Origin of the sequence: Bacillus mesophilus, assembly GCF_011008845.1 — a bacterium.
GTDB lineage: Bacteria > Bacillota > Bacilli > Bacillales > SA4 > Bacillus_BS > Bacillus_BS mesophilus.
Genome location: NZ_JAAIWM010000003.1, coordinates 26,924 through 53,861 on the forward strand (window position 1 = coordinate 26,924; position 26,938 = coordinate 53,861).

Here is a 26,938-nt window from a genome sequence, read left to right on the forward strand (position 1 = left end):
AAATAAAAAATCTAACACAGTAAGACTGTGTTAGATCCCTTGTAATTATAATGATGCACGTAAAATTGCTAGTACATCCTCTTTTTCTAGAGTTTGGAACCCACCAAACGGTCCTCTTGCCATAGCTTTGTCAGCTACTAAATCCAGTTGATCGTCACCAATCTCATAATCGGCTAACCTAGATGGAGCACCAATACTGTTCCAGAATTCTCTCACTTTATCGATACCCTCTAAGGCAACCTCACGATCAGATTTACCTTCTGGATTTACTCCGAACACACGCACTGCTAGTTGAACAAAACGACTAACGTCTGTATCAAGCGTATGCTTCATCCAGTTAGGGAAGAGAATGGCTAATCCTCCAGCATGGGGAATGTCATAAACAGCTGAAACAGCATGCTCAATACCATGTGAAGCCCAGTCTCCACGGTAACCCATCGATACCATTCCATTTAAAGCCATTGTTCCATTATATAGAATCGTTTCACGTAATTCATAATTTTCAAGGTCATTTACTAATTTCGGTGCTGCTTCCATAACCGTAGTTAAAATCGCTTCACACATACGATCTTGTAACGGAGTATTAGTTGCCTTGTGGAAATAATGTTCAAACACGTGAGACATCATATCAACAATACCGTAAATCGTTTGATCCTTTGGAACTGAGAAGGTATGGACAGGATCTAAAATAGAAAACCTCGGGAAAGTTTCTCCACTACCCCAACCGTATTTCTCATTTGTTTCCCAGTTTGTAATAACAGAGCCAGCATTCATCTCTGATCCTGTGGCAGCTAATGTTAAGACCGTTCCAAATGGAAGAGCCTCATTTGCTACTGCTTTACGAGTAACTAAATCCCAAGCATCTCCATCATATTTAGCACCAGCAGCAATTAGTTTCGTGCAGTCAATTACACTGCCTCCTCCTACTGCTAGTAAAACTTCAATTCCTTCATTCTTACAAATCTCAATTCCTTTTTTAGCAGTTGAAAGGCGAGGATTTGGCTCAACTCCTGATAGTTCATGAACCTCTGCTCCTACTTCTTCTAAAAGAGATAAGACCTGATCATAAATACCATTACGTTTAATACTACCTCCACCATAGACAAGTAGAACTTTCTTTCCATATGTAGGGATTTCATCTTTTAAACGAGATAATGTATCCTTTCCAAAAATCAACTTGGTTGGATTATGAAAAATAAACTGTTCCATTTGTGAAGCCCTCCCTAAAATAAGTATTACTTTTATTATGTATGAGACCTTGTACTGTTGTAAAGAAATGTGACTCTACTTAAGTATGTATAAAAAAATTGAATTATACTCATTATAAAAATGATGTTATCAATACAATTTTCAAGGAGGTAGGATTATGTCAACTATTCAACGCCTTGCATTAGCTCTTACAATCATTGGTGCAATAAATTGGGGACTAATTGGATTCTTCCAATTTGATCTTGTAGCAGCTATCTTTGGTGGTCAAGATGCAGCTTTATCTCGTATTGTTTACGGTCTAGTTGGGATCTCGGGATTAATCAATCTTGGTCTGTTATTTAAGCCTTGGAAAGAAGTAGAAACAAGTCCAGAAGCAAGACCTACAAGATAATTAGTTCTCATATTTAACAAAACAAAACAGGGAAGAGTAAATCTCCTCCCTGTTTTGTTTTGTTTATTATTTCTTTAAAAGATTTTCACGATCATCCGATTGCTCAATCCACTCTTCAAGCTTTTCCTTAAGCGTATTAAAACCGTGTACCTCTGTATCTGATTGCTCGCTGTTACGCTTCATAATCTTTTGTAATGGCGCCTTTTCAGGAGCTTTCTCAGTAGCACGAATAGAAAGACTAATCTTTCCTGCTGCTTCATCTATAGAAAGAACCTTCACCTTTACTTCATCCCCAACCGTTAAGTGTTCACTTACTTCTTTAACAAAGCCATGCTTAATTTCAGAAATATGAACAAGTCCTTGTGTGTTTTCGTCTAACGCGACAAACGCACCATAGGGCTGAATGCCTGTCACCTTCCCCGTTAATACACTACCAACTTCTATTTTCTCAGACATCCAAAACACTCCTAATGATATATTTTTATATCTCCTATATACGCAATATAAAATTATACCATAAAAGGAGGGTTTTATCAAAAGGGCTGTGCTTAATAGTTAAAATCAACGACCGCTTGCTCGCTGAAGTTTTCTTCCTTCAATAGAGTGTAATATTCATTAACGATGGAATAGGTTGCAGTATCCTTATTATTTTCAAGGAAGTTCTCATAGCTTTCCTGTAATTGAGGATCTAGCTTTCCATTAATAAAGGCTGGTCTATTGTCACCACCATTCAGATACATATATAAAACAGCCTGGTACTCATTTTCGATAGCATTACTTGTACCTTGATAGTTATTTTGTAGTTCCTCAAGTTGTACCAGCCTTTCAGCAAGTTCATCCCAAGTAACCAAAATATAATGATCCACAGCAATTCGGTCTGTCATGAGTTCCACAAATTGCTTTTCAGTTTCATCTAATAAGGAACCATATTCATTTAAAAGAAGTTCATAGTTTATACTTACTTCAAACTGACCTTCTTCATCTTGCGTAAAGTAGTAACCATTTTCGATAACGGCTGTAGCAAACTCAAGTACCTCTGGATTATCAATATCTAATCCACCATTTAATTGTTTTAACGCTTCTGATGTATCCGTACTTAATACCTCGTTAAGTGCACCCGATTTAACAAGGGCAACACGTTTATCAACAAACTTTGATAATAAATTTTGTTGTTTACTCAGAATCATTACAACATCACTGCTCTCGTTTATGGCGGCTAGATCATCTTTAGGCAATTGAAATCTAGTTCTAACAAACTCCGTATATTCATTAAATGACTTTTCTAAGTCAGCTTCATTTTGATATTTCTTATAGCTTGGTGATCCAACTTGATCAATGAGTGCTTTCGCTTCAGTGATATGAGCTAAATCTTCTGCCACAGGAATATTTATTACAGAAATCTGCTCTAATGCAAGCTTCTTCTCATTATAGAAGCTAACTAGTTGTTGATGTTTTTCTTCCAGTTGTTCTGTTGTCACAGCACTTGCTACTGTTTCCTCTTCGGGATTCGTACCTTCTCCTGTAGTATTATTTTGTGAAGAAAGTAATTGAGCAACTAGAAGTGAGCCAATTAACAGGACGCCCATAAAGCTAGCGACGTATGGAAGTTGTGTTTTCCAAGATTTTTTCTTCTTTTGGATTTCTGTTTCTTTAATACGTTTCATAATCTGATCGGTCTGATCTGTAGTTGGTAACTCATCATATGAATTTTTCAACTGGTTTAATCGTTTTTCTAACTGATCCATTATCCTTCACCTCCCTTTTTTTCTTCATCCTCCATGATCTTTTTGAGCATCGTTTTTCCTCTTAACAATCTAGTTTTCACAGAAGAAAGACTGATTGAGAGAATATCTGCAATTTCATCATATTTTTTATCGTGAAAGTAAAATAGTATAATAGGAACTCGATATTTCTCATCCAATCGTTGAATGCTAATATGCAAGAGACGATCCTCCTCGCTTTGAAGAATAGATGCCTCGACTTCAGGATAATCCTGTACTGGTTCTAATTGAATTTTAAATAACTTTCGTTCATTCTGTGATTTTTTTCTGCCCATATCTCTCGTTACATTTAAAGTAATCTTATAAAGCCATGTGGTAAATTTAGCTTTAGAAAACTGATCTAAAAATCGGTACACTCGAATAAAAACTTCCTGTACGATATCATCTATTTCATCTCTTCGATTACCTAACTGATATGCAAAACGCTCAACAACAGGCGAATACTGCTGAACTAGTTGTTGAAAAGCAAATGTATTTCCTTGCTTTGCCTTAAAAATCAACTCTTCCTCATTCAACTGGTTAACCTCCTTTTCTATACTCTTAATTCATTAGAGCGATTTATTTTCAAGTAGCTTCTTGTTAGTTTTTCCACCTTTGTAATTCATCTAAGATGTTGATTTTCCGTAATATCCAGTTGCCTTCACAATATTGATTTCTTCTAACCTCACATCAATTTATATCAATACTGCCTTTGCTATAAATATAACGAATTATTCTTAGCAATTGTTACAAAAAATAAAAATATTTTTTTGAATAATAAGTCCTTAAATTGGTTATATTGTTGATAAGGTTTTCTAGTATTCCCCCCTTTTATTGGACAAGTTGTAGAACTTGTCCTTTTTTTATTTTCTACTATATGAATACTTCATTTTTATAACAGAGATGTACCAATAAGGCCTCTGTGAACTCCTTTTAAAAGCTGTCATTTTTAAAAATTCTAATATTGTGAGAAACTAGTAACTAACTAGTTGGGGGTGTATAATTTGAAGCTAACGAACTACAATTCTTATGGTGAAAGCATTCAAGGGTTAGTTATTTATTATGAAATGCATCCTACCCTTTCTAAGGTCGAACAGCCTACTATCGTATTGATTCATGGCTTTCTCTCATCTACATTCAGCTTTCGCCGCCTAATTCCATTATTAGTCCAAAACTACAATGTCATTGCCATTGACTTCCCTCCATTCGGAAAGAGTAATAAGTCGAGGAGATTTGTCTATACCTATCAAAACATTGCAAGTAATATAATCGAACTATTAGAGCACCACCATATCAAGAAACCTATACTAGTGGGTCACTCTATGGGAGGGCAGCTCTGTTTACACATAATAAAACAGCGTCCTAAGCTTATCTCAAAAGCGATTCTTTTATGTAGCTCTGCTTATTTAGAGCGCCCCAAGCAGTCAATAAGATTTTCAACCTATCTTCCTTTCTTTTCGCTATACTTGAAGCATTGGCTATCTAAACAAGGAGTGAAGAGTAACTTATTAAACGTGGTATACGATCCTTCCATGATTGATGATGAAATGATGCTCGGCTATGAGGAGCCCTTTACCAATAAGCGTATCTTCCCTGGACTAACTAGATTGATTCGACATCGTGAATCTGATTTAAGTCCTAAAGACGTTCAAGAAATTGATACTGAGTGTTTACTTATTTGGGGTAAACAAGATAGGGTGGTCCCAGTCAGTATCGGAAAAAGATTGAATAAAGATTTGAAGAATTCTAAACTTATTATTTTAGAACACACTGGACATCTACTTCCCGAAGAGAGACCTGAAGAGATATATACTTATATTAATCAATTTGTAAATCCTAGCAGGGTGGTTGAGGAATAATTGCTGCAATTGGTTACTAGAAAATGAATTAATTTGACACACAAAAAACACTGGAATTCCAGTGTTTTAATTTAAGGCTGTGTTAAAGAACAATGTTGATTTTTAGCACTGTTGATTGAAGTGGAAGGATGCGAGACTCCTGCGGGAGAGCGGGTCGCGGGAGACCCCACAGGCACGGTTTTCGCCGAGGAGGCTCACGGACTCGCCCGCGGAAAGCGAGTGTCCTGCAACGAAAATCAACAACATTGTTTAACAGTTCCTAATTTAATGTACATGACTCGTCATTTTTCATATTGATAAGCTGCGTTGCCATTGTGACATTTTCCTTTTTCGATGGAATTTGCTCAAAGGAAAACTGAAATATTTCCTGAATACGATTTACTAATTTATATACATCATCAAACTCATGAACGGCCTGAATGATGTCAGCAAACTCCGGATCATAATTACCTTTACCAATTTGAAACGGATCCCATTCATAAAGAGCTTCGTAGAGTCTTACATTTAAATTGTTCATATTTACTCACCTTAAAGTTTTTTTCTAATCATAACATATCTGTCAAAGCAGTTCCCTTAGAACGAAAGGCGCTGGTGCTAGATTACTCCGATTTATGGAAACAAAGCATTTCGAATTTTTTTTACTTTCCTATAACTTAAAAAGATCAGGATAAAGCATAATCCTGATTTTAACTAACTTCTATTCCTTGTTCTAAAATAGCCTTTTGTATATTCGCTTCTTTTGCTTTTGTTCCTGGTTCACCTAATGAACTGCAGCTTCTCCATAACATCTCTTTTGCTTGTTCCCAAGGAAGTTCTGGAGCAATTAGTTCCATATACGTTTTTACTTCACCGTCATTGAGTCTTCTTCTTGTATTGATATCTCGAACATCCCCGATGTTCCATAGATTGGTAGGTCAAGCAGGGTGAACGATGGAAAATCCATCATCTAATAAATAAATGCCATATTCTCGGTTTTCTTTAATTACTTTCATTGCAGGGACCTCCTTAAAATCATACTTTCTTCCTAAACTACTATTCGACGAATAAAACTATTTTTCCTCTTCTTCTTTCATCTCTTCAGCTTTTCCAGCGTTATCTTTATTTTTCTTTTGTTCTTCAAGATTGATTTCACCACACGCAATCCGTTTTCCTGCGTCTCCAGCAGGCTGGCTCATTCCATCATCGGCACCTTCATGAATGATTAGGGCAGTACCTTCTTTAGGAAACAAAGTAGTTTTCCCCTCTTTTAACGTAACTCCCCCAGCCATGAATTCCGTCATGACTGTACCGTCTGGTTCCGCGATAATATTTGGCAAATCCCCTGCATGAGCTCCATCTGGATTTAATAAGCCATGATCTTTATCCTCTGGATTATAGTGACCTCCTGCCGATTCAAAATCAGGTCCCTCGCAAACCCCTTTTTCATGAAAATGAATCGCATGTGGCCCTGGCTCAAAACCTTTTAAAGCTAAGGTTACCTGTAACCCCTCAGCCTTCTCTGTTAACGTGGCATATCCATGACTATCTCCGTCAGCATTTTTTAACTCTATATCAATCTTTGTCGGCCTTGTATCCGCACACCCACCAAGAAGCATGGCTATACTGACAGCTACAATCCACTTTTTCATACTAGCTACCCCCAAAAGTCCTTTTTTTCGTAGCTTGTCCATTTCTGTTTTTCTTTAAACTTATAATCGGGAGCATTTACTTTTGTTGATTCATAAGAAAAACCCGAGCATTATGAATCGCTCGGGTTTTCCTCTCTCCACTTCTTCATTCTTTCTTCAGCATCTAATTGCTTTTGTTGCTCTTTACGTGAAACTTTTATAATTAATCTCATCACGAGAACAGCCATAATAAAAAACACAAAGAAAGAAATCGCTGCCGGTATATATTCAGATTTATCTTCTGGAAAATATAAAAACAATCCTGCAATAAAAGTCACCGTGCACACTCCTCTAGTTAAGCTAAACCTATTCTATTACATTTATCTCTTCAATTACAATGGTATCACTTGGTTTACTCTGAGCATCAACATCCACTGCAGCAATGGCATCCACAACCTCTAGACCCTCAACCACCTGACCAAATACGGTATGTTTATGGTCTAACCACGGAGTACCACCGTTCTCCTCATAGGCGCTAATCACTTCTTCAGGAAACTTAGCATCCTGCATTTGTTTTAAAAGTTCATCTTCTATTGCCGTTTTTTGTACGATAAAAAATTGACTTCCGTTTGTATTTGGTCCAGAATTAGCCATTGAAAGTGCCCCACGTAAGTGCATAACTTCATCAGAAAATTCATCTTCAAAAGGACCACCATAGATACTTTCTCCACCAGCACCTGTCCCTTGTGGATCTCCACCCTGAATCATAAACTCGTTCATAACTCTATGAAAAGTGAGTCCATCGTAATATCCATTTTTACTATGTGTTATAAAGTTCTCAACTGCCTTTGGGGAAACATCTGGATATAACTCGATTGTAATGGTCCCCATTGACGTTACCATCTCGACTTGAGGACAACCATTATCCCCTTTCAATTGACGTAGTGTCTCACCCTCTAGCCCAGTACACGCTGCTACAGTTGTACCTTCCGGTGTACTACCTTGTTCTGTCGTTTCATCTTGTTCTGTTGCACCTTCCTGCTCATTCGTGCCACAGGCAACTAATACAAGTAATAATCCAAAAACCACCATTAATTTTCTCATTATGTCGATCACCCTCCATCTATTCATACCACCATTTTAATCTATGCTTGTCCAATATGGTAGTATTAAGAAAAGAAACCATTAGAGAAGTGAGGAATTAGTGATGAGTGAGCAGTTAAAAGTAGGAGATCTTGTTAGAGCACCTTACAAAACTGGTGTTTACATTGGGGAAATTACAAACGAAAGACCAGAACATTACTTAGTAAAAGTTATAGCAGTAATTAAACATCCAACTCAAGGTGATCTACATAATCCAAAACAGGTGAATGTTCCCTTATTTCACGAAAGACGTGCCTTAGCAGAGCGAGAGCAAACAAATATACCAAAAGCTATGGTAAAAAAATATGAAGGCGAAATCGCTCCATACAAAGAAACATTAAAGGCTGCACTAGACAAGTTAAAAGCTGAGCTTTTAGAGGACAGCAGTGAATGGGCATTACTTTCAATAGAAAAGCTCAATCAGCTTGAAAAAGAATATTTTTAACCACTACCCTTTTTGAGGGTAGTTTTTTTATGGTGCTTTCACCTTGAAATAATCATGAATTTTCGATAATATTTAGGGAGACGAAATATTAAGACAGAAGGTGACCATTATTCAAACTAAGAAAAAGAACCTTGTCATTATGTGGATCGCAAACTTTTTTGTAGCCGCAAGTGCAACCATGGTTCTTCCGTTTCTATCTCTTTATATTGGAACTTTTGGGGATTTCTCAGAAGAGTATGTTCAAAGATGGTCTGGTTTTGTGTTCAGTATAAGCTTTTTAACGGCACTTTTCTTTTCTCCATTATGGGGAAGGATAAGCGATAAGCATGGTTATAAAAGGATTTTAATGATCACAGGCTTCGGAATATCGATCAGTGTATTTTTTATGGGGTTTGTTCAATCTGTTGAACAGCTTTTTATATTACGATTATTAATGGGGATTGTGACTGGATTTATCCCTACTTCAATTGCCTTTATATCAGCACAAACATCAAAAGAATCGGCAGGTAAAACCTTAGCAACACTTCAAACTGGAACGGTCTCAGGTGCATTATTAGGCCCTTTATTAGGCGGTTTAATTGTTGACCTAGTTGGATTTCAATATACGTTTATGATCACGTCTTTCTTCATTTTTGGGGCAGCATTACTAGTGACATTTGGGGTAAAAGAAATAAAAAAAGAGAAAAAGAAAAACGAGAAAGTGTACTCAAGAAAAGAAGTTTTTCTTCAAATTGTTCAATCGCCCTTGCTATTTATGACCATGATTGTTTCTTTAATCATCCAGGTTGCTAACTTTAGCATACAGCCTGTTCTCGCCTTATATGTAAATGAGTTAAATCACGGTGCTAATATAGCATTGCTAGCAGGTTTAGCTTTTTCCATTACCGGTTTAGGAAATTTACTAGCAACCAGACGTTGGGGGCAAATGGGCGATAAGATTGGCTATGAAAAAGTGCTAATCATATTACTGGTAATCTCAGCAGTTTTCTTTATACCACAGGCTTTCGTTACATCCTTATGGCAGCTCGTTATACTTCGGTTCTTCTTTGGAGTTGCTCTCGGGGGAATCATTCCATGTTTGACTGCTTATATTCGAGAGCTTTCACACTCATCAGTTCAGGGAGAGGTGCTTGGCTACAGTGTTAGCTTCCGCTTTCTCGGAAACGTCATTGGTCCTTCACTAGGAGGGATTTTATCAGGATTTTTTGGCATCTCCAGTGTTTTTATTTTAACCGGTTCCCTATTTTTAGTGGCCGCATTCATTTTATGGTTTATGGTTAAACGCGAAGAGCAAACGGCCCAACGAACATTGTCTGCTTAACTCAAAAAGCCTGTAATTACCTAGCGGTAGATACAGGCTTTTTCCTATTTTTTTAATTTAATTACAGCAACCGTACACCTAGAAACACTGATCAACTTTTCATCTTCATCCACAATTTTAATATCCCATACCATTGTTGATCTACCTTTATGTAAAATGGAGCCATGGGCAGTTACAACACCAGAGCTTTTTGATTTAATATGATTAGCATTGATCTCTAATCCCACACACCCTTCAGTTTGTTGGTCGACCAGGTGATATGATCCAACGCTAGCGACCGTCTCAGCAAGAGCTACAGATGCTCCTCCATGCAGTACTCCAAAAGGTTGATGTGTTCGCTCATCTACTGGCATCGTTGCAATGACCTTACCTTCCTCAAGTAAGGTAACCTCAATTCCTAAGGAATCAAGCAATGTTTTTCTGTTTAACATGTATTCATACAACTCCTTCCCAGTATTTCTAACAATGGATTCTACATCTTAACTGGTAATCCTGCTTCATAATTATATTTTTCCAACTATAACCCTAACACATATGGACAACATAATAAGGAATTCCAATACAATTTTAGGAGGGCTTACGAATGGATATCCGCGAAGGGTTAGTACCGACTGTTTTAGGAACTGCAGTTACGGCTACAGGCTATGCCTTAAAGCAAAGTCACAGAGTAAGTCCAATGGTGTCGAATACTATTTTCGGCTTTGGTTTGGCACATGTTGTATTAGGTGCAATCGACCTAGTTGAGCACCGTCGATAGGAATTCACTGGCCAGTAAGCAAAAGCAAGCTTAATCAAATTAAGCTTGCTTTTTTAGTTTGTCTTCGATTGCATGGGCTGAAGATGGTCTTGCAAAGTAAAATCCTTGTCCAAAATCACAATTATGATTTTTTAAGAATTCAACGTGCTGTCCATTCTCTATTCCTTCTGCAACGATTTGCATCTTTAAATTTTTTGCTAAGTCAATCATCGTCTTTAAGATAAAATCCTTGTTTGTCCCAATATCATTTACAAAGGTTTTATCTATTTTAATCTTATCTAAGGATAAATCCCTTAATACACTTAGAGAAGAATAACCTGTTCCAAAATCATCTATTGCTATTTTCACACCAAGTTCTTTTAATTTATTTATAATGCTGATCGATTCATTCGTGTTTTGCATAATTGATTCCGTTATTTCAATGGTTAGGTAGTGAGGTTCTAAACCCGTTTTTGTTAATACCTGCTCTACCGAACAAACAAAGTTTTCCTCCTGAAACTGCCTCATTGATACGTTTACGGATATATCTACCTTCTTATAACCTAAGTTATGCCATTGCTTTAGCTGCTGACAAGCTTGAAGCATGACCCATTCTCCAATAGGGACAATCAAGCCTGTTTCCTCTGCTAATGGAATAAATTCAAGTGGAGATACTAATCCACGATTCGGACTTTCCCACCTAAGTAGAGCCTCTACTCCTGTCATCTCCCCATTCTCAAGGTTTACGATCGGCTGGTAATGCAGAAGAAATTCTTGATTTCTTAATGCCTTCCTTAGATTAATTTCCATAGAGACTGTATTACTTGCCGTCTTAATTTGTGTTGCCTCAAAAAATCTGTATCGATTTTTCCCTTTGCGTTTTGCTTCATACATTGATAAATCAGCATTTCTCACCAAAGTATCAGAATCCTGCCCATCCTCTGGATACATACTAATTCCTATGCTTGGTGTAGAGAAAATCTCTTTACCTTCCAAATCAAACGGAAAAGTAAACCTCTCAATGATTTTCTTAGCAATTTCTTCAACCTCAGAACGACCCGTATCTTCTAGTAAAAGAATAAACTCATCTCCACCTTGTCTTGAAACCATGCCCTTAGCTGAAAGAATATCAGATAACCTTTTAGCTGTTTCGATTAAAAGTAAGTCTCCATAGTAATGGCCTAATGTATCATTAATCAGCTTGAACCGATCTAAATCAATAAAAAGTATTGATAACTTTGACGTAGTTCCCTGGTATAAGGAAAGAAGTTCTTCTAGCCTCTCATTTAGGTGATATCGGTTCGGTAATCCAGTTAATGAATCATGGAAAGCCATATAGTGGATTTTCTCTTCCGTCATTTTACTTTCAGTAACATCGACCTTTACCCCTTGAAATCCAATAACTCGATTTTGTTTATCTTTAATCGAAATGGCTCGGTCATTAATCCATCTGATTTGACCATTACCCGGACGAATAATTCTATATGTGTTAGAGGTTGGTTTGCCCTGCTCTAATATGTGTAAATGCTTTAAGGCTGAATCGACATCCTCTGGATGAATAATTTCCCACCATAAATTTGAATTTTCTTGGAAAGCAGTAGAAGGAATTCCAAAGATTTCAGCTGAATTGGAGGAATAAATTGTGTCACCAGTAAGCATGTTAAAAGTCCAAATAATCATATCTACTGATTCAATAATTTGCTGAAAGTGCTGTCGATTCTTCGTTAATTCTATCTGCAAATGTTTATAATCTGTTACATCCGTAATAAAACCATATGTTTTAATGATATTATTTTGAGCATCCATCAGCGGAGCTGCCTGGTCTCTAATCCATCGAATGGAACCATCTGGAAGGATAACCCGATATTCGTAATCAGTTGTCTCTCCTTTTAATAGTTGATTTTCAATCTTCTCTATAACATCAAGGTCTTCTGGGTAAAAAAGTGTTTCCCAAAGTGTTGGATCTTCATTAAATTCTTCAGCAGATCGTTTATAAATGACTTCAATTCCCTTTGAAACCTTTAAATGACCTGTAGTTAGATCTCTAATCCAAAAAGTAGAGAACTCATTGCCAATGATGTTTTCTATATTTGTTTCATTGTGCTCAATTTTAATCTCTGAGTTGGTATGGGTAATTTGGCTTGAGTTCACGAATCCACATCCTTAATCAATTCACTATATATGTAAGACATAATTCGACATTTCTTCTATTATCATACCACGTGAGCAGTTTTTTTACATAGGTGCGATAAGGATAATGCTGTTTTTATAGCATAAGAAGATGAGACTTCCCATTGAAAAATTATAGGTTAGTTTTTTGCAAAAAATTAACCACAAAGTTTTACAACAGCTAACGAAAAAAAGAGACCTAATGTCCCTCTTTTAAATACTCGTTTTTCAATAAAGAATAAACAACAGTATCATGAAACTGTTCTCCATCAAAATCTGTTTGTCTTATTTGTCCATCTTTGTGAAATCCATACTTTAGAAGTAACTGTTCAGAACCTCTATTTCCTGCAAAAATATCCCCAACAATTCGATTTAATCCGAGAGTAACAAATCCAAATTGTAGCAGGTGTTTCAGCATTTCACTCATAACACCTTTGTGCTGATGACTCTTTCCAATCACAACACCCATCTCCGTTTTTTGATGCCACATATTTAACTTATGAAAACGAAACATACCAATTAGTTCATGACTCTCTTTATGTATGATTACCCAAGGTATTTCTTTTTGCAAGGAAAAATTACGTAGGTTGTCTTGGATATTAACCTTAACATCAGCCACTGTCTGGACTGGATGAGGAGTAATGAACTTCATGGTTTCCTTATCAGATAAGATTGGAAACAAACGATCTGCATCTGTAATAGAAAGTCCCCTTATATAATAATTCTCTGTTACTATTTCGGGTGGTGCCGTAAACCATTCTTGTTTCTTTAAGGTCTTACTCATCTTACTTACCCCACCTTTTTTTTGCTAGTATGTCATATGCTACACTCTGTTTATTGTAGAGCACGGCCCTGATCTTCCTTTTTTATATAAATATCATATTGTGTGTAATCTTCAAATGTATCTCGATTTCTATATGCCCCTAGAGGAGTTTTGGTTTTATAGATAATACCGGCACTTTGTAATCTGTTAATCACTTGGAAATAATTCTGATAACCAAATGTAGTGGTGTACAACACCCAGTTTCTATTTAAATATGAACTGGTTAGAAAAAAAAGTCCTACTATTGCAGCCACTATAAAAATAATAGTCATGAAATCACACCTTCCTCTATTCTATATATACGGCTGAGAGGTAAATATGTTTCACTTTAAACATGAATCTTGGCAAAAAGAGGCTGCCTTTGCGACAACCTCTTCTTAAATCCTATTAAACACAACCTGATCATTTTGAAGATATTTATTTAGAAATTCAATAACGCGTTCCTCGTATTTTTCCTTTTGATGCTTATAGTTTCGGATATGTCCACCTTTTTTAGTAATCCATATCTCAGCATTCGGGGCATTGCTGAAAATAAGTTCACTTTGCTTATAAGAAATGGCCCCATCTTTCGTACTGTGTATAAGCATTAGACCTTTATTCTCGTAAAGTCTAGCTGCAACATACGGCTTAATCCCTGAAAGGTTTAGGTCAATAAATACATTTTCAGCTATATTGACCATATATTCCCCTACCTGACTTGGTAATCCTGTCCAATATGTGAAGCTCTGTTTTGTATATGTCTCTAGATCAGCAAATGGACTATCAGCAATTACCGCCTTAATGTCATCTGACTCACTTCCAACAATAATAGAAGTCGATGCACCCATTGACCATCCAAGCAACCCAATCTCATGGATATCCTTTTCATGCTTTACATAATGAATGGCAGAGAGCAGGTCCGTTTTCTCTTTCATTCCGATGGTTGTACGTAATCCGCCAGATTCACCACTGTTACGAAAATCATACATAAATACATGAAACCCTTCCATTGAAAGTCGTTTGGCTAACTTTAAGGTTTCAATCGGCATTCTTTCACGGTTATCACCATAGCTATGTGAGAAAATAACAGCTTTTTGTGTTATATAGTCTTTACGTGAACTTGGAATCCACCAACCCTTAAGCTGAACATCGTCATATCTATTAGAGAAGGTAACATCCTCGTATTCTAATTCATACGCCGTAGGGAGGTTAATGATTGCTAATTTAATAGGGCTCATTACCTTGTATCCTACATAAACAGATGCTCCTGTAATGGCAATGATAAAAAACAAGAGTAACAAAACAGTATTTAAGAGTAGCTGCTTAAATTGCTGAGGTTTTATAACAATTAAGACTCTCATTGATGATCACCACTTTATTTATAGTACTTCTATCATAGTTTATTTTATCTATGAATGGTGTGTGAAAAATAAGGAAATATCGATTAGAAAAGCGCAAGCGCCCTGTTTAGCCTCAGACATAGTGAGAATCTATTATTAAAACTCCTTCTTTTATCCTATGTAAACGGGCTTGTTCAACTTTACCGATAGTTAGGTATTGTACATAAGCTATATAGAAAGGAGGAATAGCCATGAATCCCTTAATCTTCTTATTTCTAGCTGCTATTTTTGCTGGATTTGCACTTATCAAACTACCTTTAGCTGGTACAGCATTATATAGCTTACAGCCAATTGTTATCTTAGTTGGAATCGTCGTTATCTTAGTATTTGCATTTGTTATCATTTTTAAAGCCTTTAAAGCACTGTTTCAGAAGTAGTTTTTAATTATTGAAGGACTGTCTATCATGACAGTCCTCTTCTCTTATCTAGATTGGCCTTCATTATTACGGCTACTTGCTTTGATTGAGAAGAAGATAACTTTTCTAGATTCTCAATGATACGTTTCTGACGCTCTTCTGAGTGATTCTGACTCATTTTCATCTTGCCTTCTACTCTTTTAATAGTAAGCTTAAACCCTACAATCCCTCTTTTAAGGCCTTCAATAAATCCCATATTGTCTGGGTTTATACTGTAAGGACTTGAAGGCTCTTCAAATTCCTTTGTCATTTCTCCTAAATTCTCCAAGAGCTCCAGGTCATCATTTACTAATTGAATGGTACCGTAAACGTGTACAGCTATATAATTCCATGTAGGAACGGCTTGATCCGTTTCATACCAAGATGGTGAAATATAGGCATGAGGTCCGTTAAAGATTGCAAGTACCTCTTGATTTTCGATGTCCTGCCACTGACCATTCGAACGTGCAAAGTGACCGGTTAATATTCTTTTTTCTGAATCTAAGACTAATGGCAAATGTGTTGCTGTTGGTTCTCCTTGATGCTGAGAAATTAACGTAGCAAAGCTATTACTCTTTATGAAGTCAAAACTGGATACCTCATCTTCTATTTTATAATGTTTGGGAATATACATCTTCTCTCCACTCCCGTTAGGCTTTTATCTTTTAATCCCATGTAAAGCGTTGCTCTTTCCAAGGGTCGCCGTACATATGATAGCCATTCTTTTCCCAAAAGCCTGGCTGTTCCTCCTTAACTAGTTCAATGCCTCTAACCCACTTTGCACTTTTCCAGAAATAGAGATGAGGAATAACAACTCGTAGCGGATATCCATGTTCTGGGCTTAGGGGCTCTCCGTTATGTGAATGTGCTAGCATACTTGTATCACGCATAAAATCTTGAATGGGAACATTGGTACTCCAGCCTTCCTCTGCATGAATCATTACATATTTCGCTTCTGGAAGGACACCAGACTTTTTAAGGAGAACCTTTGTTGAAAAGCCCTCCCATTGATTATCTAACTTGGACCAACCGGTTACACAATGAATATCATTTGTTGTTTTAATAGCTGCTAGCTCCTGAAGCTCTTTAAACGTATATGTAACTGGTTGTTCAACAAGACCATAGATTTTCAGGTCCCAATCTGATAAATCCTTTTTATAATAAGGTACATTACCATGGTGTAACACTGGAAATGTAGTGGTTACATTTTGATTAGGTGGTACTCTTGTTTGATCATGTTGATTTTTTGGTTTTCCAAAGTACATATAAACATCCTTTCATCAGCAGAGAGTACGATTTAGATAGTTTGAATGAAGTCCTATTTATTTATACTCTTTCTATTAATGTTGCCACACCTAAACCACCACCAATACCTAGTGTTGCGAGTCCTCTCTTTTTCTGGAGATTGGTTAGCTCCGCACAGAGTCTGGTTATTAAGATTGCCCCAGACGCTCCGTATGGATGTCCAAGCGCAATAGCCCCGCCGCCAACATTAACGATTTCTTCCGGTATGTTAAGCTGTCGTAATGAAGCAAGGACTTGAGAGGCAAAAGCTTCATTAAATTCTACTAAATCAAGATCCTGTACGGTAAGATGATTTCTACTAAGTAGTTTGTTGACAGCCGGCACTGGTCCAATACCTAGTAAAGTTGGATCCACCCCAGCACTAGTAGAATCAATAAACTGTGCAATCGGTTTGATTCCAAATTCCTGACACTTTTCCTCTGACATTAACAACACAACAGCAGCCCCGTCGTTAATAGGACAAGCATTTCCAGCAGTCACCGAACCATCCTTCTTAAACACTGGTCGCAGTCTTCCAAGCCGTTCAGGACTCGTTTTGTCCCGTGGACACTCGTCTTCAACTATTCCATTAATGGCTACGATTTCATTATTAAACCTGCCTGACTGCTGAGATTGGATAGCCTTCTTTTGGCTTCTATCTGCAAATATGTCTTGATCTGCACGTGAAATAGTAAATGCCTCCGCTACATTTTCAGCTGCAATCCCCATGTCTGGATCACCAATCTCATCAGGTGAAAACCTGGCTCTAGAATAAATGCGTGGAGATTCTACCGTATAAATGGAAGAAGGTTTCTCCATTTTCCATGGAGCTAAGCTAGTACTCTCTACTCCTCCAGCAAGGTAGATATGACCTGCTCCCGCTTGAATATGTCTAGCTGCCATGTTAATCGCTTCTAATCCAGATCCACATTGTCTATCAATGGTTACACCTGGGATTTCATAAGGAAGCCCTGCAGTCAGTGCGGCGAGCCTAGCAAGGTTTCCACCAGGACCAATGGTATTTCCAAGGATAACTTCATCAATTTCTTGGCCCGGAAGTTTCAACTCATCTATGATGTTTTTTATGACAGCTGCAGCTAACTTCTCGGGTGAAATGTTTTTTAACACTCCTCCTACTCTTCCAATCGGCGTTCTCTTTGCTGTTACAATCATCACTTTTCTCATGTTTTTCACTTCCTTAACTCTAGAATATTGTTGAAGAGTTTTTTTCTATCTACCTTCCCACTTGAGGTGAGCGGAACATCTTTTATTTCGTAAAATGCCTTTGGACACTTGAAGGCAGCTAAGCCCGTAAGGCAGTGTTTTTTAAGATTCTCTTCGTTTATATTTTGATTATGTTTCCATTTTATAAAAGCAACTACCTTTTCACCCCAATAGTCATCCTCTATCCCCGTTACTACAACCTCTTCAATAGACTGCAGCTTTTTAAGATGTAGCTCAATTTCTTCAGGATAGATATTTAGTCCGCCACTAATAATCATGTTCTTTTCTCTACCAACAAGAGTTATATATCCTTCTTCATCTATGTAAGCCAGATCCCCCACTGTAATCTCGTTTAAAGCTGGTTGCTCTTCATCATGAAGATAACCAGAAAAGATCATTGTACTTCTTATATATAGAAGTCCCACTTCATTGACATTAGCTTCTTTACCATCTTTATTTCTAACAATGACCTCAACTCCTGGAAAAGCCTTGCCGACAGATTGCGGCTTAACAAGATAACCCGCTTCATTAAGATAGGTTATAAAGCTCGTTTCGGATGCACCATAATATTCAATTCTCTCAGCATATGGAAACAACTCTCGTATGGAATCCTTCGTAGATAGATTCCACTTTGCACCTGATGATAAAATTCTGGTTACAGATGGAATTTGTCTAGTTTCCAATTCGTTAATCATCGCCTGTAGCATCGTTGGGACCACAAACAGAACAGTTACTCTTTCAGTTACCAATGACTGAAGTAATTCTAGTACCTGAAATTTTTCAGAAAGCAATAAAGTAGCGCCCGTATGGATCGCATAGGTTGCTGCAAATAGTGATAGGGAATGACAAAGAGGTCCAGGAGCACTATATATGTCATGACTGTTTAACTCAAAGGCCTCTGTGCAGCCTGCGAAGCTATCGGTCCATGATTGGTGATGCCTTTTAAAGCCCTTAGGTGTCCCAGTAGAGCCAGATGTAAATCCTATATAAAATATATCCAGAGGAGTTGCTATTGCTTCAATAGAGGTTGAAGGATGACTTATTATTTCTTGATAGACATGGCTATTCACAATTAAGTTAGGCCTACTGCTATCCAGAACATGCTCAAGCTCGGCTTTGGTCCATTTAGGATCTATAGGAATCACCTGATATCCAAGTAAAATCGCTGCAAAATATGTCTCCAGAAAGGCAGGTTCATTTCCTAGCTTTAGGGCAATTCTAATTTCTGAACCTGTTCCTAATTTACTCATGAGGTAACTTTGAATAGAGGCTATGTGAATGGTCATATCTTGATAAGTAACGATTCGACTATTTGTTATAATGGCTGGCTTATTAGGCTGTGAATCCTTATACGTTAAAAGAGGTTGTCCAATAATCATTTTTTACGACTCCTTTAATGTTCTTCCTTCTATCATAATCTTCTCATGAAAAAAAGTCTGCCATTTTGGCAGACTGATTAAGCAGCTTTTGGTTTATTTTTAGATTGAATAATAGGGTAAGCTTTCTTCAATCTAATTGCTATGACACTAGCAGCCACAACCTTAACTAAGTCACCAGGTATAAATGCAAGATTACCTGTAGCTACAGCTAACCATGGCGTGTCAGTTAAGAAAGATAAATACGTGATACCACCTAAATAAACAACGATAATACCACCAATAACATTAAATAAAATCATGTTTGCAAGGCTTAATCGATCCCAATATTTTTCAACCAAATACCCAATTACAAAAGCGGCAATTGGCCAACTCATTATATAGCCACCACTATTTCCTACTAAAATACCAATGCCTCCACGGAAACCAGCAAGGATTGGTGCACCTGCAGCTACAAGTAGAACAAAGACTAGTAAACTCAATCCTCCGCGTTTCGCACCCAATACAGCTCCAGCTAACATAACTCCAAATGTTTGAGCCGTGATAGGTACTGGGATGAACGGTACAGGAATAGGCGGTATTAACCCTAATGCAGCCACAACTGCAGTAAACATCGCTATGTACATCATATCTTTAAGCTTCATCAAAAAAGACCTCCAAATAATATTCTATTATGAATATATTAAAAGTCTTTTTATATGTCAACCATTTTTCGTTTTAGGTTAACATATTAATTACTTATGTTAGATACTTTATATTCAATATTTAATAAAGAATCCCTTTTAAAAGAATACAAAAAGACTGGATTTCTCCAGCCCTAACTAAATGTTGTATATGGTTATTCTTCCTCACCAAAACGTTCAACGAATGCCGCAAGTGTTCTAGACATAACACCTGTTGCACCTGCTGGTCCTAGATCATATTCTGCAGAAGTTGTAGCTGTACCTGCTATATCTAAATGAACCCAAGGTGTATTTTCTACAAATTCACCTATGAATGCTCCTGCAAAAATGGCATGGCCATCTCGACCAGGTGAATTGTTCATATCTGCTACATTACTCTTTCTCACTCGCTCTTTTACATAATCCGTAATGGGTAGGCGCCAAATCATTTCACCGACTTCATTAGAAGCCTCTAGTAATTTTTCAAACAATTCTTCATTATTTGTCATCGCTCCAGTAATTTTATTACCTAGCGCTACAATAACTCCGCCTGTTAAGGTGGCAACATCAACTAAATAGTTTGCACCGTGCTGCTTTGCATACGTGACTGCGTCTGCTAATGCTAGACGACCTTCTGCATCTGTATTCAAAATTTCAATTGTTTTTCCACTCATAGATGTAATGACATCATCTGGCTTAAATGCTTCGCCGCTAATCATGTTGTCGGTAGCAGGGATGACAGCCACTACATTTTGCTCTGGCTTTAGCTGTCCGATAATTTCCATGGCACCTAGTACAGCTGCTGCTCCACCCATATCAGATTTCATTCCCACTAAACCATCCTTTGGTTTGATGGAATATCCGCCTGAATCATAAGTGATTCCCTTACCAATTAAGCCAATCACATCTGTCCATTCTTCTTTTCCTTGATATTTAAGAACAATCATTTTCGGTGGTTCCACAGATCCCTTATTCACTGCAAGTAAAGCACCCATGCCAAGCTTTTCCATCTCAGCCTTTTCTAGTACCTCATACTCTAGATTATAAGTACCAGCTAGCTCAACAGCATAATTAGCTAAGTCTGTAGCTGTTAACATGTTACCAGGTGTATTCACTAATGTTCTTGCACTGTTTGTCCCCGTACCATAAGCAAACCCAACCGTCAAAGCAGCTTCAACTTCCACTTGATCGCCATTGGTGAAAACAGTTATGGCAGATAATTCTTTTGCTGGTTCATTTGACTTTTGCTTATAATCAGCAAATTTATAAGTAGCAAGTGGAGCTGCCTCACCCAAAGCATGTGCTACATCAACACTCTCGACCTTGTCTGTAATAAAGCTATCTAACGCAATATCAAGACTTTCTACCTTTGCCTTTTGTGCAGCCTTTACTAGCTTTCCAAATGCACTTCTAACCACTTCAAAGTTATAATCATTTTCTTTACCAAGTCCTACAAAATAAATTCTCTTTGTTTCTAATTTTCCAAGCGTATGTATTTTCGATATTGCTCCTTTTTTGGCAGATACATCTCCTTCTTTAACTAAAGAAGCTAAAGTATCACCTAAAGCTGTGTTCACCTCTCCTAACAATCCCTCAAAAGAAGTGGTTTTCTCAAAAATACCCACCACTAGTGTTTCACGGGACTCAGTAAGGGTAAATTCATTTTTAACAGTAAACATATTATGCACCTCCATTTTTAGTAACTTCTTTTATTATAAAGAAAGAATGTAAATATTTCGAGTACCTAATAATCTTCTAGATATAGATAAAGAGACGGTAGATGTGGCAATGTATTTACCTTTTCATAGGGGAGTCTATCTATATTTTGTGGTATAATAATTAAACATTGTTCAATAAAGCTGTTTACCTTTTCTAAATCAATCCCCCAACATACAGGACGATATTTTTGGATATATAGGTGTCCAGCTTGCATCATTAACCTAGCGCCTTTAACATTACCATATTCATAATGGTAAATGGCTACTGTCATTTGAAGGAGACCTTTTAAGAATAAATTATCCTTGTCAGTCATCCATATGTCTTCGAGTAAGTCATGACAGGTGTAATAATCACCCTCATTAAATTTAATAAAAAATTCATAGTATTCCATTGGGTAATCCATCTTTAACCCCCCACTTATAATGGTACTACTATCTTAACAATTAATTCGAAAAACAAACATAGAAAGACTACACGGTGGAAGGAATGAAGGTAATATGAGTTTATTTACAAATTTCCCTTTATGGGCTGCATTAGCAGGAATTGGTTTTGCTCAATTTGTGAAAGTCCCCATTCAATATATTGCTACTCGAAAAATTGACTGGTCATTGCTAACTAGTACGGGTGGAATGCCAAGTTCTCACTCTGCTGCTGTTACGGCATTGGCAACTGCTATAGGGATTGAACAAGGACTGGATTCTCCGATTTTTGCTGTAGCAACGGTATTTGCCATCATTGTGATGTTTGATGCAACAGGTGTAAGGCGACACGCTGGGGAGCAGGCTACGGTGTTAAATAAATTAGTTACAGACTTCCATAAATTTGTTGATGAAGCACTACATTGGCAGGAAAAGGCTGAACAAGAGAAAAGAAAAGAGTTAAAAGAATTATTAGGTCATCAACCGATTGAAGTTTTCTTTGGTGGACTTACCGGAATACTGTTAACACTCGTACTCTACTACCTTATCATCGTCTAGGAGGAAATAATGAGGCTAATATCAATTTGCCCTAGCAATACAGAGTTACTCGCCTATCTTGGTCTAGATTCTTATTTAGTAGGAGTGGACGACTTTTCAGACTGGCCTTCAAGTGTTGCATCATTGCCAAAGCTTGGACCGGATTTAAACATCAATATGGATCTCCTACAACATTTAAATCCAGATTTAGTATTAGCATCTCTTAGTGTACCTGGGATGGAGAAGAATGTTGCAGAGCTGGAGAAAAGAAACATTCCTCATATCGTTCTGAATCCTCAATCTCTTGAAGATATTGCAAAAGATTTGTTACGGGTGGGAGAATTAACCGGAGTACCTGAAGTAGCTGAAGAAGTTGTGAAAAGATATGAGCAGTTTATCTCGAAATATAAAATGCTTTCAAAAAAGGTTGAGAACCAATCCAGCTTGTACTGGGAATGGTGGCCAAAACCTATTTTCAGTCCTGGTGGAGTCAACTGGTTAACTGAAATTAGTACACTAGCTGGTGGATCTAACATCTTTTCACATATTGATGTTGCAAGCCACCAAACAGAGTGGGATGAGGTCGTTACATTAAATCCCGAACACATTTGCCTCGTTTGGGTTGGTGTTCAGCAGAAAAAAATGAATCCCAATCTAGTTAAAAAACGTCCACAAGCTGAACTAGTAGATGCGATTAAACAGAATCAGATTCATGTGTTGGAGGAACCACTATATTGTCGTCCTTCACCTCGATTATTAGAGGGTTTGAAGAAGCTTGCTGCTATCCTTCATCCCACAATCTTTCCAAAAGATGATGGGAAAGATCCTTTACTTTTTTAAACTAGAAATAGCGCTCAACTCATGAGCGCTATTTTATTTAACTCTTTGTATCTTTTAAATATTGCTGACGAAATACCTGCATGGTTTCATCTTCATTGAGTAGAGCTAACTCCTCTTCAGTAAGTTTTCCTCTACCCTTCTTCACAATATAAACCTCGACCTTTTTCTTACCCCATTCCTCATATACATCTTTTACAGTCTCATAATATAAATCTACTTTGTTACCTTTGATTGCTCCACCTTTATCAGCTACAACACCATATCCGTAGCCCGGAATAAATAAAATTGTTCCTAATGGAAACACACTTAAATCAGCAGCAACAGTTGAATAAAGGTCACGTTTAACTTTTACACCTGAATATGTAATCCCATATGAAGGATGACTTGGTGATTTACCAGTGGACTCTACACCTGCTGTATACCCTGTTGCGGTAACAACCGTTGAAGGGTATTGAGTCCAATCAATTGCTTCCTCTAACGTTAGTGAATCCGACTCAGCATAACTAGATGAAATGGAGGTAACCTCTGCCTCGTGTCTTTTTAACGATTTCAAGCTTAAATTGGTTTCCCTTATTGCAGAATCTTCGATAGTGCCTGCATCAGCTCCGTAAAAGGCTGAATAAAAGGGGTGATCATAACGATCCCACCATTCCGTCAGTTCCTCCGCCTGAACACCTGAAATAGAAGTATATGTAGCAGAAACTGCTAATAAAAATAAAACGGTCATTAATGTTCTCTTTAGTAAAGTAGTTATCTTATTCATATTTATAAATTTCCTCTCCTCTCACGAATCTATTCATTTCCAAAAAGAAAAAAAAATATTCATAGAAATGTTAAAGAGAAGAAATTTTCTGGTTTTTAGACAATTGTCTATAATTCCAATTAAATAGGAGATTTACTATTAAAAAGAGTGAAATTGACTAACTTTCTAGGGGAAAGCGGAGGATTTCGAAAGAGCCAAAACAAAAAAAGCCCCACGTTATAATTCAACGTGTAGCTCTTTTATTAAAACATTTGGTAACCCTTAGATCGTAAGGTTTTAATGACAAATCCCGAACATATAGCACCAAGTAAGCCAAAAAGTAATATAGTAATATCAGCAACAGCAAGTGAAGCCAGCTTTTTACCTAGTAATGAAAATGAAGATTGCGGATCTGTAAAGTACTCAAAAAATCGAACATTATCCACAATGAATATAAAGATGATTGGGTAAATAATCGCCATTATCCATGTTGCACGTAATAGCATGTTTAATAAGAATCCTATACCAAAAAATAAAATGAAAAATAACAAGACAGAAATCATTAAAATCGGCACACTCATGTTCATTGTTCTTCACCTCCAGCACACTTCAACAGTTAGTTATACTAGCTCTAATCTATTGATAAGTGTACTGAATTGTCTATAACAGGTCAACATTATGACGCAACGTTCACTGTATTGTCGGAATTAAACGTCTTTCTTTCCTGTACCTGAACAGCAGGAACAAGTTTCAGAACCGCCAAGAATTAACTGAAAATAACCGTTTCCAGAACAATAAGGACAATCTTGTTTGATTTCATACGTCTTTTCCATTCCTGTTTCGCCTCCAAATAATAATTTAAATTTTCTGATAATATAACATTTAATCACTTAGAATAAAAGTTCCATTTTTCTGAAAATTTAACGATGAAAGCGAATACATCTAATAATATCTAATGTTTTTATGAGTTTTCTTTCATTATCATAGCTACATAATTATTTTCTAGTTTTCTTAGTAGAAAAGCTTGTAAGAAGTATATCCAAACTGATCACCTGGGTTAATATCCTCATTCATAGAAGTTAATTGATTCTCTTGCATTTCCATGTAATAACGCAATAATACAGAGGTTTTTTCGTCATTCTTTAATTCTTCAGGACTTTTAAAAGTTGCCTCATACAACTCGTCTTCCTGTGTGATTATGGTTTGAACTCCATCATCATTCATCTTAAGAGAAAAGATGATCATATTATCACTAATTTTATCTTTAATGACACCGGACCTTATACCTAATATACCTTGAACCTGACAAGAAATACCCGTTTCCTCTAACACTTCTCTAATGACCGCTTGATCAACTGTCTCATTTTCTTCAACAAATCCGGCTGGTATGGACCATTTTCCTTTTAATCCGCCATATTTCTTTTTAACGACAAGCCATTCTCCTGCTGAATTCACGACTAATCCAGCCACCGCTAGCCATACGTTTCCTCGTTTATGCTCTCCCACAGCTATATCACCTCAACCTATAAGAATCTCTCAATTGTAGTATATACTCGGTAGTAAAAGAAAAAGACAAGGATTTTCATCCTTGTCTCATTTACCTATTAAATGAAATTCCATTTACCTTTTTTAAGAACTAATGAAGGTCCACCAATTAAGAATAACGCACGGTTATCAATAACCTTCTTCATAACAGCTGCCTTCCAGCCAACGATCTTTTTACCGTATACTGTTCCAATTGCATCGTCATGGCCAAGTGAACATACTGTACCTTTTAGGTCAGGTTTAAATTCTTCTAAATTGCCTTGATCACGAATTAACACAGCAAGATTGTTGGCACATGTTACACCTTGTTGCATAGCAATCTGTGCAGTTGGAGGATAAGGTCTGTTGATTTCTTCATTAATCATTAAAGAAGAATCTCCAACAATGAATACATTGTCATGCCCAGGAGCACGTAAATAAGGATCAACCTTCACACGACCGCGCATTGCTTCAAAACCAGACTCCTCAACAATTGCATTCCCGCGGACACCAGCTGCCCAAATAACAGTTGCAGCTTTGATTTCCTCAACTTGATCATCTTTAGCAACAATGATTCCTTCTTCAGTACATTCCTTAATGGCAGTACCGATACGGAATTCAATACCTTTTCTCTCAAGATAATTTCTTGCGTATTCTACAAGCTCTTCATCGAATCCAGGTAAAATCATAGGTGCCGCTTCGACACATACAACTCTAACCTTTTCACGATCTACATCAAACTCTTGACATAGCTCAGGAACACGGTTAGCTAACTCACCAACAAGCTCGATCCCTGTAAATCCAGCACCACCGACGATAATCGTTAGTAGTTCGTCCTTCTTTTCCTTCATGTTTGAGTATTTAGCGAATTGATATTCGATATGCTCTTTAATTTGACGAGCAGCATTGATATTCGCAATTGAGAAAGCATGCTCTTTTAATCCTTTGATTCCAAATGTTTCTGACTCATATCCTAAACCAAATACAAGATAGTCATATGTAACTTCTCCATTTTGAAGAGTAACCTTTTGCTCTTCGGGTACAATCTTAACAACTGTATCTTGAACAAAATTAATTTTGTTACGATCAATGATATCAGTAATTTGGATACGTGAGCGGTCATGGTGAAGTGTCCCCGCTGCATTTTCATGTAACCAAGTAGTTTGGTAATGATAGTCATTGTTATTGACTAATGTTACTTCAGCTTCATTAACCCCAAGTTTCTTTTGCAGGTTAACAGCTGTCATAATTCCCCCATAGCCTGCCCCTAATATTACTACCTTTGGCTTTCTCAAACTAATCACATCCATTTAAAAGTTTAGTTTTGGTTTTCTTTGTGATACTTTTCACGAAGTAGTGCAAAAAATAAGAATA

At 37.1% G+C, this 26,938-nt stretch carries 34 protein-coding genes; 8 read left to right on the forward strand and 26 right to left on the reverse strand.

The genetic code is table 11. The annotated features are described in order from the left end of the window. Positions 1-45: 45 nt before the first annotated feature. A complete protein-coding gene (locus G4D63_RS10075) occupies positions 46-1,209 on the reverse strand; it encodes an iron-containing alcohol dehydrogenase (protein WP_163179529.1) in 1,164 nt (387 codons plus the stop codon). A gap of 157 nt (positions 1,210-1,366) precedes the next feature. Here G4D63_RS10075 and G4D63_RS10080 point away from each other — a divergent pair, with 157 nt between their 5' ends. Then, positions 1,367-1,600 carry a DUF378 domain-containing protein gene (locus G4D63_RS10080; RefSeq protein ID WP_163179530.1) on the forward strand — a complete coding sequence of 78 codons (234 nt, stop codon included), beginning with the start codon at positions 1,367-1,369 and terminating at the stop codon, positions 1,598-1,600. Positions 1,601-1,666: 66 nt separating this feature from the next. Here G4D63_RS10080 and yugI read toward each other — a convergent pair whose 3' ends face one another. From yugI to G4D63_RS10095, 3 genes are all read right to left on the reverse strand, one after another. Beyond that, positions 1,667-2,056, reverse strand: a complete 390-nt coding sequence (yugI, locus tag G4D63_RS10085) for a S1 domain-containing post-transcriptional regulator GSP13 (protein WP_163179531.1) — start codon at positions 2,054-2,056, stop codon at positions 1,667-1,669. Between the two features lie 92 nt (positions 2,057-2,148). Beyond that, complete coding sequence (locus tag G4D63_RS10090; RefSeq protein ID WP_163179532.1) at positions 2,149-3,345, reverse strand: hypothetical protein; 1,197 nt, start codon at positions 3,343-3,345, stop codon at positions 2,149-2,151. Further along, the gene (locus G4D63_RS10095; RefSeq protein ID WP_163179533.1) at positions 3,345-3,896 is read right to left on the reverse strand and encodes an RNA polymerase sigma factor; all 552 of its coding nucleotides are present in this window, start codon (positions 3,894-3,896) and stop codon (positions 3,345-3,347) included. Before G4D63_RS10095 ends, G4D63_RS10090 begins: the two co-directional genes overlap by 1 nt. Positions 3,897-4,427: 531 nt before the next feature. On the opposite strand from G4D63_RS10095, the gene G4D63_RS10100 reads away from it, so the two are divergent. Beyond that, the gene (locus tag G4D63_RS10100) at positions 4,428-5,219 is read left to right on the forward strand and encodes an alpha/beta fold hydrolase (RefSeq protein WP_163179891.1); all 792 of its coding nucleotides are present in this window, start codon (positions 4,428-4,430) and stop codon (positions 5,217-5,219) included. 259 nt (positions 5,220-5,478) lie between these two features. Here the strand turns inward: G4D63_RS10100 and G4D63_RS10105 are convergent, their stop codons facing one another. The 5 genes from G4D63_RS10105 to G4D63_RS10125 form a co-directional block, all read right to left on the reverse strand. Further along, positions 5,479-5,736, reverse strand: coding sequence for a DUF1871 family protein (locus tag G4D63_RS10105; protein WP_163179534.1), 258 nt, complete (start codon positions 5,734-5,736; stop codon positions 5,479-5,481). Between the two features lie 169 nt (positions 5,737-5,905). Next, positions 5,906-6,052 carry a hypothetical protein gene (locus G4D63_RS10110; protein ID WP_163179535.1) on the reverse strand — a complete coding sequence of 49 codons (147 nt, stop codon included), beginning with the start codon at positions 6,050-6,052 and terminating at the stop codon, positions 5,906-5,908. A 216-nt stretch (positions 6,053-6,268) separates the two neighbouring features. Continuing rightward, on the reverse strand, positions 6,269-6,847 hold the full coding sequence (locus G4D63_RS10115) for a superoxide dismutase family protein (RefSeq protein ID WP_163179536.1): 579 nt from the start codon (positions 6,845-6,847) through the stop codon (positions 6,269-6,271). A gap of 110 nt (positions 6,848-6,957) precedes the next feature. Beyond that, entirely contained in the window at positions 6,958-7,164 is a 207-nt protein-coding gene (locus tag G4D63_RS10120; protein ID WP_163179537.1) for a hypothetical protein, read from the reverse strand. 28 nt (positions 7,165-7,192) lie between these two features. Further along, complete coding sequence (locus G4D63_RS10125) at positions 7,193-7,930, reverse strand: peptidylprolyl isomerase (protein WP_163179538.1); 738 nt, start codon at positions 7,928-7,930, stop codon at positions 7,193-7,195. Positions 7,931-8,033: 103 nt separating this feature from the next. On the opposite strand from G4D63_RS10125, the gene kapB reads away from it, so the two are divergent. Together kapB and G4D63_RS10135 are read left to right on the forward strand one after the other, a co-directional pair. Next, a complete protein-coding gene (gene kapB / locus G4D63_RS10130; RefSeq protein ID WP_163179539.1) occupies positions 8,034-8,414 on the forward strand; it encodes a kinase-associated lipoprotein KapB in 381 nt (126 codons plus the stop codon). A gap of 100 nt (positions 8,415-8,514) precedes the next feature. Beyond that, complete coding sequence (locus G4D63_RS10135; RefSeq protein WP_338023921.1) at positions 8,515-9,735, forward strand: MFS transporter; 1,221 nt, start codon at positions 8,515-8,517, stop codon at positions 9,733-9,735. A gap of 44 nt (positions 9,736-9,779) precedes the next feature. Here G4D63_RS10135 and G4D63_RS10140 read toward each other — a convergent pair whose 3' ends face one another. Then, positions 9,780-10,166: a hotdog fold thioesterase gene (locus G4D63_RS10140; RefSeq protein ID WP_163179540.1), complete on the reverse strand. Its 387-nt coding sequence runs from the start codon at positions 10,164-10,166 to the stop codon at positions 9,780-9,782. Positions 10,167-10,318: 152 nt separating this feature from the next. On the opposite strand from G4D63_RS10140, the gene G4D63_RS10145 reads away from it, so the two are divergent. Further along, positions 10,319-10,492, forward strand: coding sequence for an asparagine synthase (locus G4D63_RS10145; protein WP_163179541.1), 174 nt, complete (start codon positions 10,319-10,321; stop codon positions 10,490-10,492). A gap of 39 nt (positions 10,493-10,531) precedes the next feature. Here G4D63_RS10145 and G4D63_RS22270 read toward each other — a convergent pair whose 3' ends face one another. From G4D63_RS22270 to G4D63_RS10165, 4 genes are all read right to left on the reverse strand, one after another. Continuing rightward, positions 10,532-12,622 carry an EAL domain-containing protein gene (locus G4D63_RS22270; protein WP_163179542.1) on the reverse strand — a complete coding sequence of 697 codons (2,091 nt, stop codon included), beginning with the start codon at positions 12,620-12,622 and terminating at the stop codon, positions 10,532-10,534. Between the two features lie 217 nt (positions 12,623-12,839). Next, a complete protein-coding gene (locus G4D63_RS10155; protein ID WP_163179543.1) occupies positions 12,840-13,424 on the reverse strand; it encodes a GNAT family N-acetyltransferase in 585 nt (194 codons plus the stop codon). A gap of 50 nt (positions 13,425-13,474) precedes the next feature. Beyond that, positions 13,475-13,735, reverse strand: a complete 261-nt coding sequence (locus G4D63_RS10160) for a hypothetical protein (RefSeq protein ID WP_163179544.1) — start codon at positions 13,733-13,735, stop codon at positions 13,475-13,477. A 105-nt stretch (positions 13,736-13,840) separates the two neighbouring features. Beyond that, positions 13,841-14,803: an alpha/beta hydrolase gene (locus G4D63_RS10165; RefSeq protein WP_163179545.1), complete on the reverse strand. Its 963-nt coding sequence runs from the start codon at positions 14,801-14,803 to the stop codon at positions 13,841-13,843. 230 nt (positions 14,804-15,033) lie between these two features. Here G4D63_RS10165 and G4D63_RS10170 point away from each other — a divergent pair, with 230 nt between their 5' ends. After that, positions 15,034-15,219, forward strand: coding sequence for a hypothetical protein (locus G4D63_RS10170; RefSeq protein WP_163179546.1), 186 nt, complete (start codon positions 15,034-15,036; stop codon positions 15,217-15,219). 25 nt (positions 15,220-15,244) lie between these two features. On the opposite strand, the gene G4D63_RS10175 is transcribed toward G4D63_RS10170, so the two are convergent. From G4D63_RS10175 to G4D63_RS10205, 7 genes are all read right to left on the reverse strand, one after another. Next, positions 15,245-15,871, reverse strand: coding sequence for an FMN-binding negative transcriptional regulator (locus G4D63_RS10175; protein ID WP_163179547.1), 627 nt, complete (start codon positions 15,869-15,871; stop codon positions 15,245-15,247). Positions 15,872-15,902: 31 nt separating this feature from the next. After that, positions 15,903-16,502 carry a sulfite oxidase-like oxidoreductase gene (locus G4D63_RS10180; protein WP_163179548.1) on the reverse strand — a complete coding sequence of 200 codons (600 nt, stop codon included), beginning with the start codon at positions 16,500-16,502 and terminating at the stop codon, positions 15,903-15,905. Between the two features lie 61 nt (positions 16,503-16,563). Continuing rightward, positions 16,564-17,706 (reverse strand): thiolase family protein, encoded by a 1,143-nt coding sequence (locus tag G4D63_RS10185; protein WP_163179549.1) that lies wholly within the window; start codon positions 17,704-17,706, stop codon positions 16,564-16,566. A gap of 5 nt (positions 17,707-17,711) precedes the next feature. Then, the gene (locus G4D63_RS10190) at positions 17,712-19,124 is read right to left on the reverse strand and encodes an AMP-binding protein (RefSeq protein ID WP_163179550.1); all 1,413 of its coding nucleotides are present in this window, start codon (positions 19,122-19,124) and stop codon (positions 17,712-17,714) included. A gap of 77 nt (positions 19,125-19,201) precedes the next feature. Continuing rightward, positions 19,202-19,765, reverse strand: a complete 564-nt coding sequence (locus tag G4D63_RS10195; RefSeq protein WP_163179893.1) for a biotin transporter BioY — start codon at positions 19,763-19,765, stop codon at positions 19,202-19,204. Positions 19,766-19,959: 194 nt separating this feature from the next. Continuing rightward, positions 19,960-21,462, reverse strand: a complete 1,503-nt coding sequence (locus G4D63_RS10200) for a leucyl aminopeptidase (protein ID WP_163179551.1) — start codon at positions 21,460-21,462, stop codon at positions 19,960-19,962. A 65-nt stretch (positions 21,463-21,527) separates the two neighbouring features. Next, positions 21,528-21,905 carry a DUF309 domain-containing protein gene (locus G4D63_RS10205; RefSeq protein WP_163179552.1) on the reverse strand — a complete coding sequence of 126 codons (378 nt, stop codon included), beginning with the start codon at positions 21,903-21,905 and terminating at the stop codon, positions 21,528-21,530. 94 nt (positions 21,906-21,999) lie between these two features. Here G4D63_RS10205 and G4D63_RS10210 point away from each other — a divergent pair, with 94 nt between their 5' ends. Both G4D63_RS10210 and G4D63_RS10215 read left to right on the forward strand, forming a co-directional pair. After that, positions 22,000-22,479 carry a divergent PAP2 family protein gene (locus tag G4D63_RS10210; protein ID WP_163179553.1) on the forward strand — a complete coding sequence of 160 codons (480 nt, stop codon included), beginning with the start codon at positions 22,000-22,002 and terminating at the stop codon, positions 22,477-22,479. Between the two features lie 9 nt (positions 22,480-22,488). Beyond that, on the forward strand, positions 22,489-23,298 hold the full coding sequence (locus G4D63_RS10215; RefSeq protein ID WP_163179554.1) for a cobalamin-binding protein: 810 nt from the start codon (positions 22,489-22,491) through the stop codon (positions 23,296-23,298). 37 nt (positions 23,299-23,335) lie between these two features. Here the strand turns inward: G4D63_RS10215 and G4D63_RS10220 are convergent, their stop codons facing one another. From G4D63_RS10220 to G4D63_RS10240, 5 genes are all read right to left on the reverse strand, one after another. Then, positions 23,336-24,061 carry a 3D domain-containing protein gene (locus G4D63_RS10220; protein ID WP_163179555.1) on the reverse strand — a complete coding sequence of 242 codons (726 nt, stop codon included), beginning with the start codon at positions 24,059-24,061 and terminating at the stop codon, positions 23,336-23,338. Between the two features lie 242 nt (positions 24,062-24,303). Further along, positions 24,304-24,627, reverse strand: a complete 324-nt coding sequence (locus G4D63_RS10225; protein ID WP_163179556.1) for a YuiB family protein — start codon at positions 24,625-24,627, stop codon at positions 24,304-24,306. A gap of 120 nt (positions 24,628-24,747) precedes the next feature. After that, positions 24,748-24,873: a YuiA family protein gene (locus G4D63_RS10230; RefSeq protein WP_163179557.1), complete on the reverse strand. Its 126-nt coding sequence runs from the start codon at positions 24,871-24,873 to the stop codon at positions 24,748-24,750. 178 nt (positions 24,874-25,051) lie between these two features. After that, positions 25,052-25,546 (reverse strand): NUDIX domain-containing protein, encoded by a 495-nt coding sequence (locus tag G4D63_RS10235; protein WP_163179558.1) that lies wholly within the window; start codon positions 25,544-25,546, stop codon positions 25,052-25,054. Between the two features lie 98 nt (positions 25,547-25,644). Continuing rightward, positions 25,645-26,874 (reverse strand): NAD(P)/FAD-dependent oxidoreductase, encoded by a 1,230-nt coding sequence (locus G4D63_RS10240; RefSeq protein WP_163179559.1) that lies wholly within the window; start codon positions 26,872-26,874, stop codon positions 25,645-25,647. Positions 26,875-26,938 lie beyond the last annotated feature (64 nt).

What these genes read in the sequence shown, in the direction of transcription:
- G4D63_RS10215 (WP_163179554.1), top strand. Translation starts at nt 22,489, where the DNA reads ATGAGGCTAATATCAATTTGCCCTAGCAATACAGAGTTACTCGCCTAT.
- G4D63_RS10160 (WP_163179544.1), bottom strand. Translation starts at nt 13,735, where the DNA reads ATGACTATTATTTTTATAGTGGCTGCAATAGTAGGACTTTTTTTTCTA.
- kapB (WP_163179539.1), top strand. Translation starts at nt 8,034, where the DNA reads ATGAGTGAGCAGTTAAAAGTAGGAGATCTTGTTAGAGCACCTTACAAA.
- G4D63_RS10170 (WP_163179546.1), top strand. Translation starts at nt 15,034, where the DNA reads ATGAATCCCTTAATCTTCTTATTTCTAGCTGCTATTTTTGCTGGATTT.
- G4D63_RS10110 (WP_163179535.1), bottom strand. Translation starts at nt 6,052, where the DNA reads ATGGAACTAATTGCTCCAGAACTTCCTTGGGAACAAGCAAAAGAGATG.
- G4D63_RS10165 (WP_163179545.1), bottom strand. Translation starts at nt 14,803, where the DNA reads ATGAGAGTCTTAATTGTTATAAAACCTCAGCAATTTAAGCAGCTACTC.
- G4D63_RS10210 (WP_163179553.1), top strand. Translation starts at nt 22,000, where the DNA reads ATGAGTTTATTTACAAATTTCCCTTTATGGGCTGCATTAGCAGGAATT.
- G4D63_RS10105 (WP_163179534.1), bottom strand. Translation starts at nt 5,736, where the DNA reads ATGAACAATTTAAATGTAAGACTCTACGAAGCTCTTTATGAATGGGAT.
- G4D63_RS10090 (WP_163179532.1), bottom strand. Translation starts at nt 3,345, where the DNA reads ATGGATCAGTTAGAAAAACGATTAAACCAGTTGAAAAATTCATATGAT.
- G4D63_RS10225 (WP_163179556.1), bottom strand. Translation starts at nt 24,627, where the DNA reads ATGAACATGAGTGTGCCGATTTTAATGATTTCTGTCTTGTTATTTTTC.
- yugI (WP_163179531.1), bottom strand. Translation starts at nt 2,056, where the DNA reads ATGTCTGAGAAAATAGAAGTTGGTAGTGTATTAACGGGGAAGGTGACA.
- G4D63_RS10125 (WP_163179538.1), bottom strand. Translation starts at nt 7,930, where the DNA reads ATGAGAAAATTAATGGTGGTTTTTGGATTATTACTTGTATTAGTTGCC.
- G4D63_RS10075 (WP_163179529.1), bottom strand. Translation starts at nt 1,209, where the DNA reads ATGGAACAGTTTATTTTTCATAATCCAACCAAGTTGATTTTTGGAAAG.
- G4D63_RS10230 (WP_163179557.1), bottom strand. Translation starts at nt 24,873, where the DNA reads ATGGAAAAGACGTATGAAATCAAACAAGATTGTCCTTATTGTTCTGGA.
- G4D63_RS10205 (WP_163179552.1), bottom strand. Translation starts at nt 21,905, where the DNA reads ATGGATTACCCAATGGAATACTATGAATTTTTTATTAAATTTAATGAG.
- G4D63_RS10190 (WP_163179550.1), bottom strand. Translation starts at nt 19,124, where the DNA reads ATGATTATTGGACAACCTCTTTTAACGTATAAGGATTCACAGCCTAAT.
- G4D63_RS10240 (WP_163179559.1), bottom strand. Translation starts at nt 26,874, where the DNA reads ATGGATGTGATTAGTTTGAGAAAGCCAAAGGTAGTAATATTAGGGGCA.
- G4D63_RS10145 (WP_163179541.1), top strand. Translation starts at nt 10,319, where the DNA reads ATGGATATCCGCGAAGGGTTAGTACCGACTGTTTTAGGAACTGCAGTT.
- G4D63_RS10195 (WP_163179893.1), bottom strand. Translation starts at nt 19,765, where the DNA reads ATGAAGCTTAAAGATATGATGTACATAGCGATGTTTACTGCAGTTGTG.
- G4D63_RS10100 (WP_163179891.1), top strand. Translation starts at nt 4,428, where the DNA reads ATGCATCCTACCCTTTCTAAGGTCGAACAGCCTACTATCGTATTGATT.
- G4D63_RS10155 (WP_163179543.1), bottom strand. Translation starts at nt 13,424, where the DNA reads ATGAGTAAGACCTTAAAGAAACAAGAATGGTTTACGGCACCACCCGAA.
- G4D63_RS10140 (WP_163179540.1), bottom strand. Translation starts at nt 10,166, where the DNA reads ATGTTAAACAGAAAAACATTGCTTGATTCCTTAGGAATTGAGGTTACC.
- G4D63_RS10080 (WP_163179530.1), top strand. Translation starts at nt 1,367, where the DNA reads ATGTCAACTATTCAACGCCTTGCATTAGCTCTTACAATCATTGGTGCA.
- G4D63_RS10115 (WP_163179536.1), bottom strand. Translation starts at nt 6,847, where the DNA reads ATGAAAAAGTGGATTGTAGCTGTCAGTATAGCCATGCTTCTTGGTGGG.
- G4D63_RS10180 (WP_163179548.1), bottom strand. Translation starts at nt 16,502, where the DNA reads ATGTACTTTGGAAAACCAAAAAATCAACATGATCAAACAAGAGTACCA.
- G4D63_RS10220 (WP_163179555.1), bottom strand. Translation starts at nt 24,061, where the DNA reads ATGAATAAGATAACTACTTTACTAAAGAGAACATTAATGACCGTTTTA.
- G4D63_RS10185 (WP_163179549.1), bottom strand. Translation starts at nt 17,706, where the DNA reads ATGAGAAAAGTGATGATTGTAACAGCAAAGAGAACGCCGATTGGAAGA.
- G4D63_RS10175 (WP_163179547.1), bottom strand. Translation starts at nt 15,871, where the DNA reads ATGTATATTCCCAAACATTATAAAATAGAAGATGAGGTATCCAGTTTT.
- G4D63_RS10200 (WP_163179551.1), bottom strand. Translation starts at nt 21,462, where the DNA reads ATGTTTACTGTTAAAAATGAATTTACCCTTACTGAGTCCCGTGAAACA.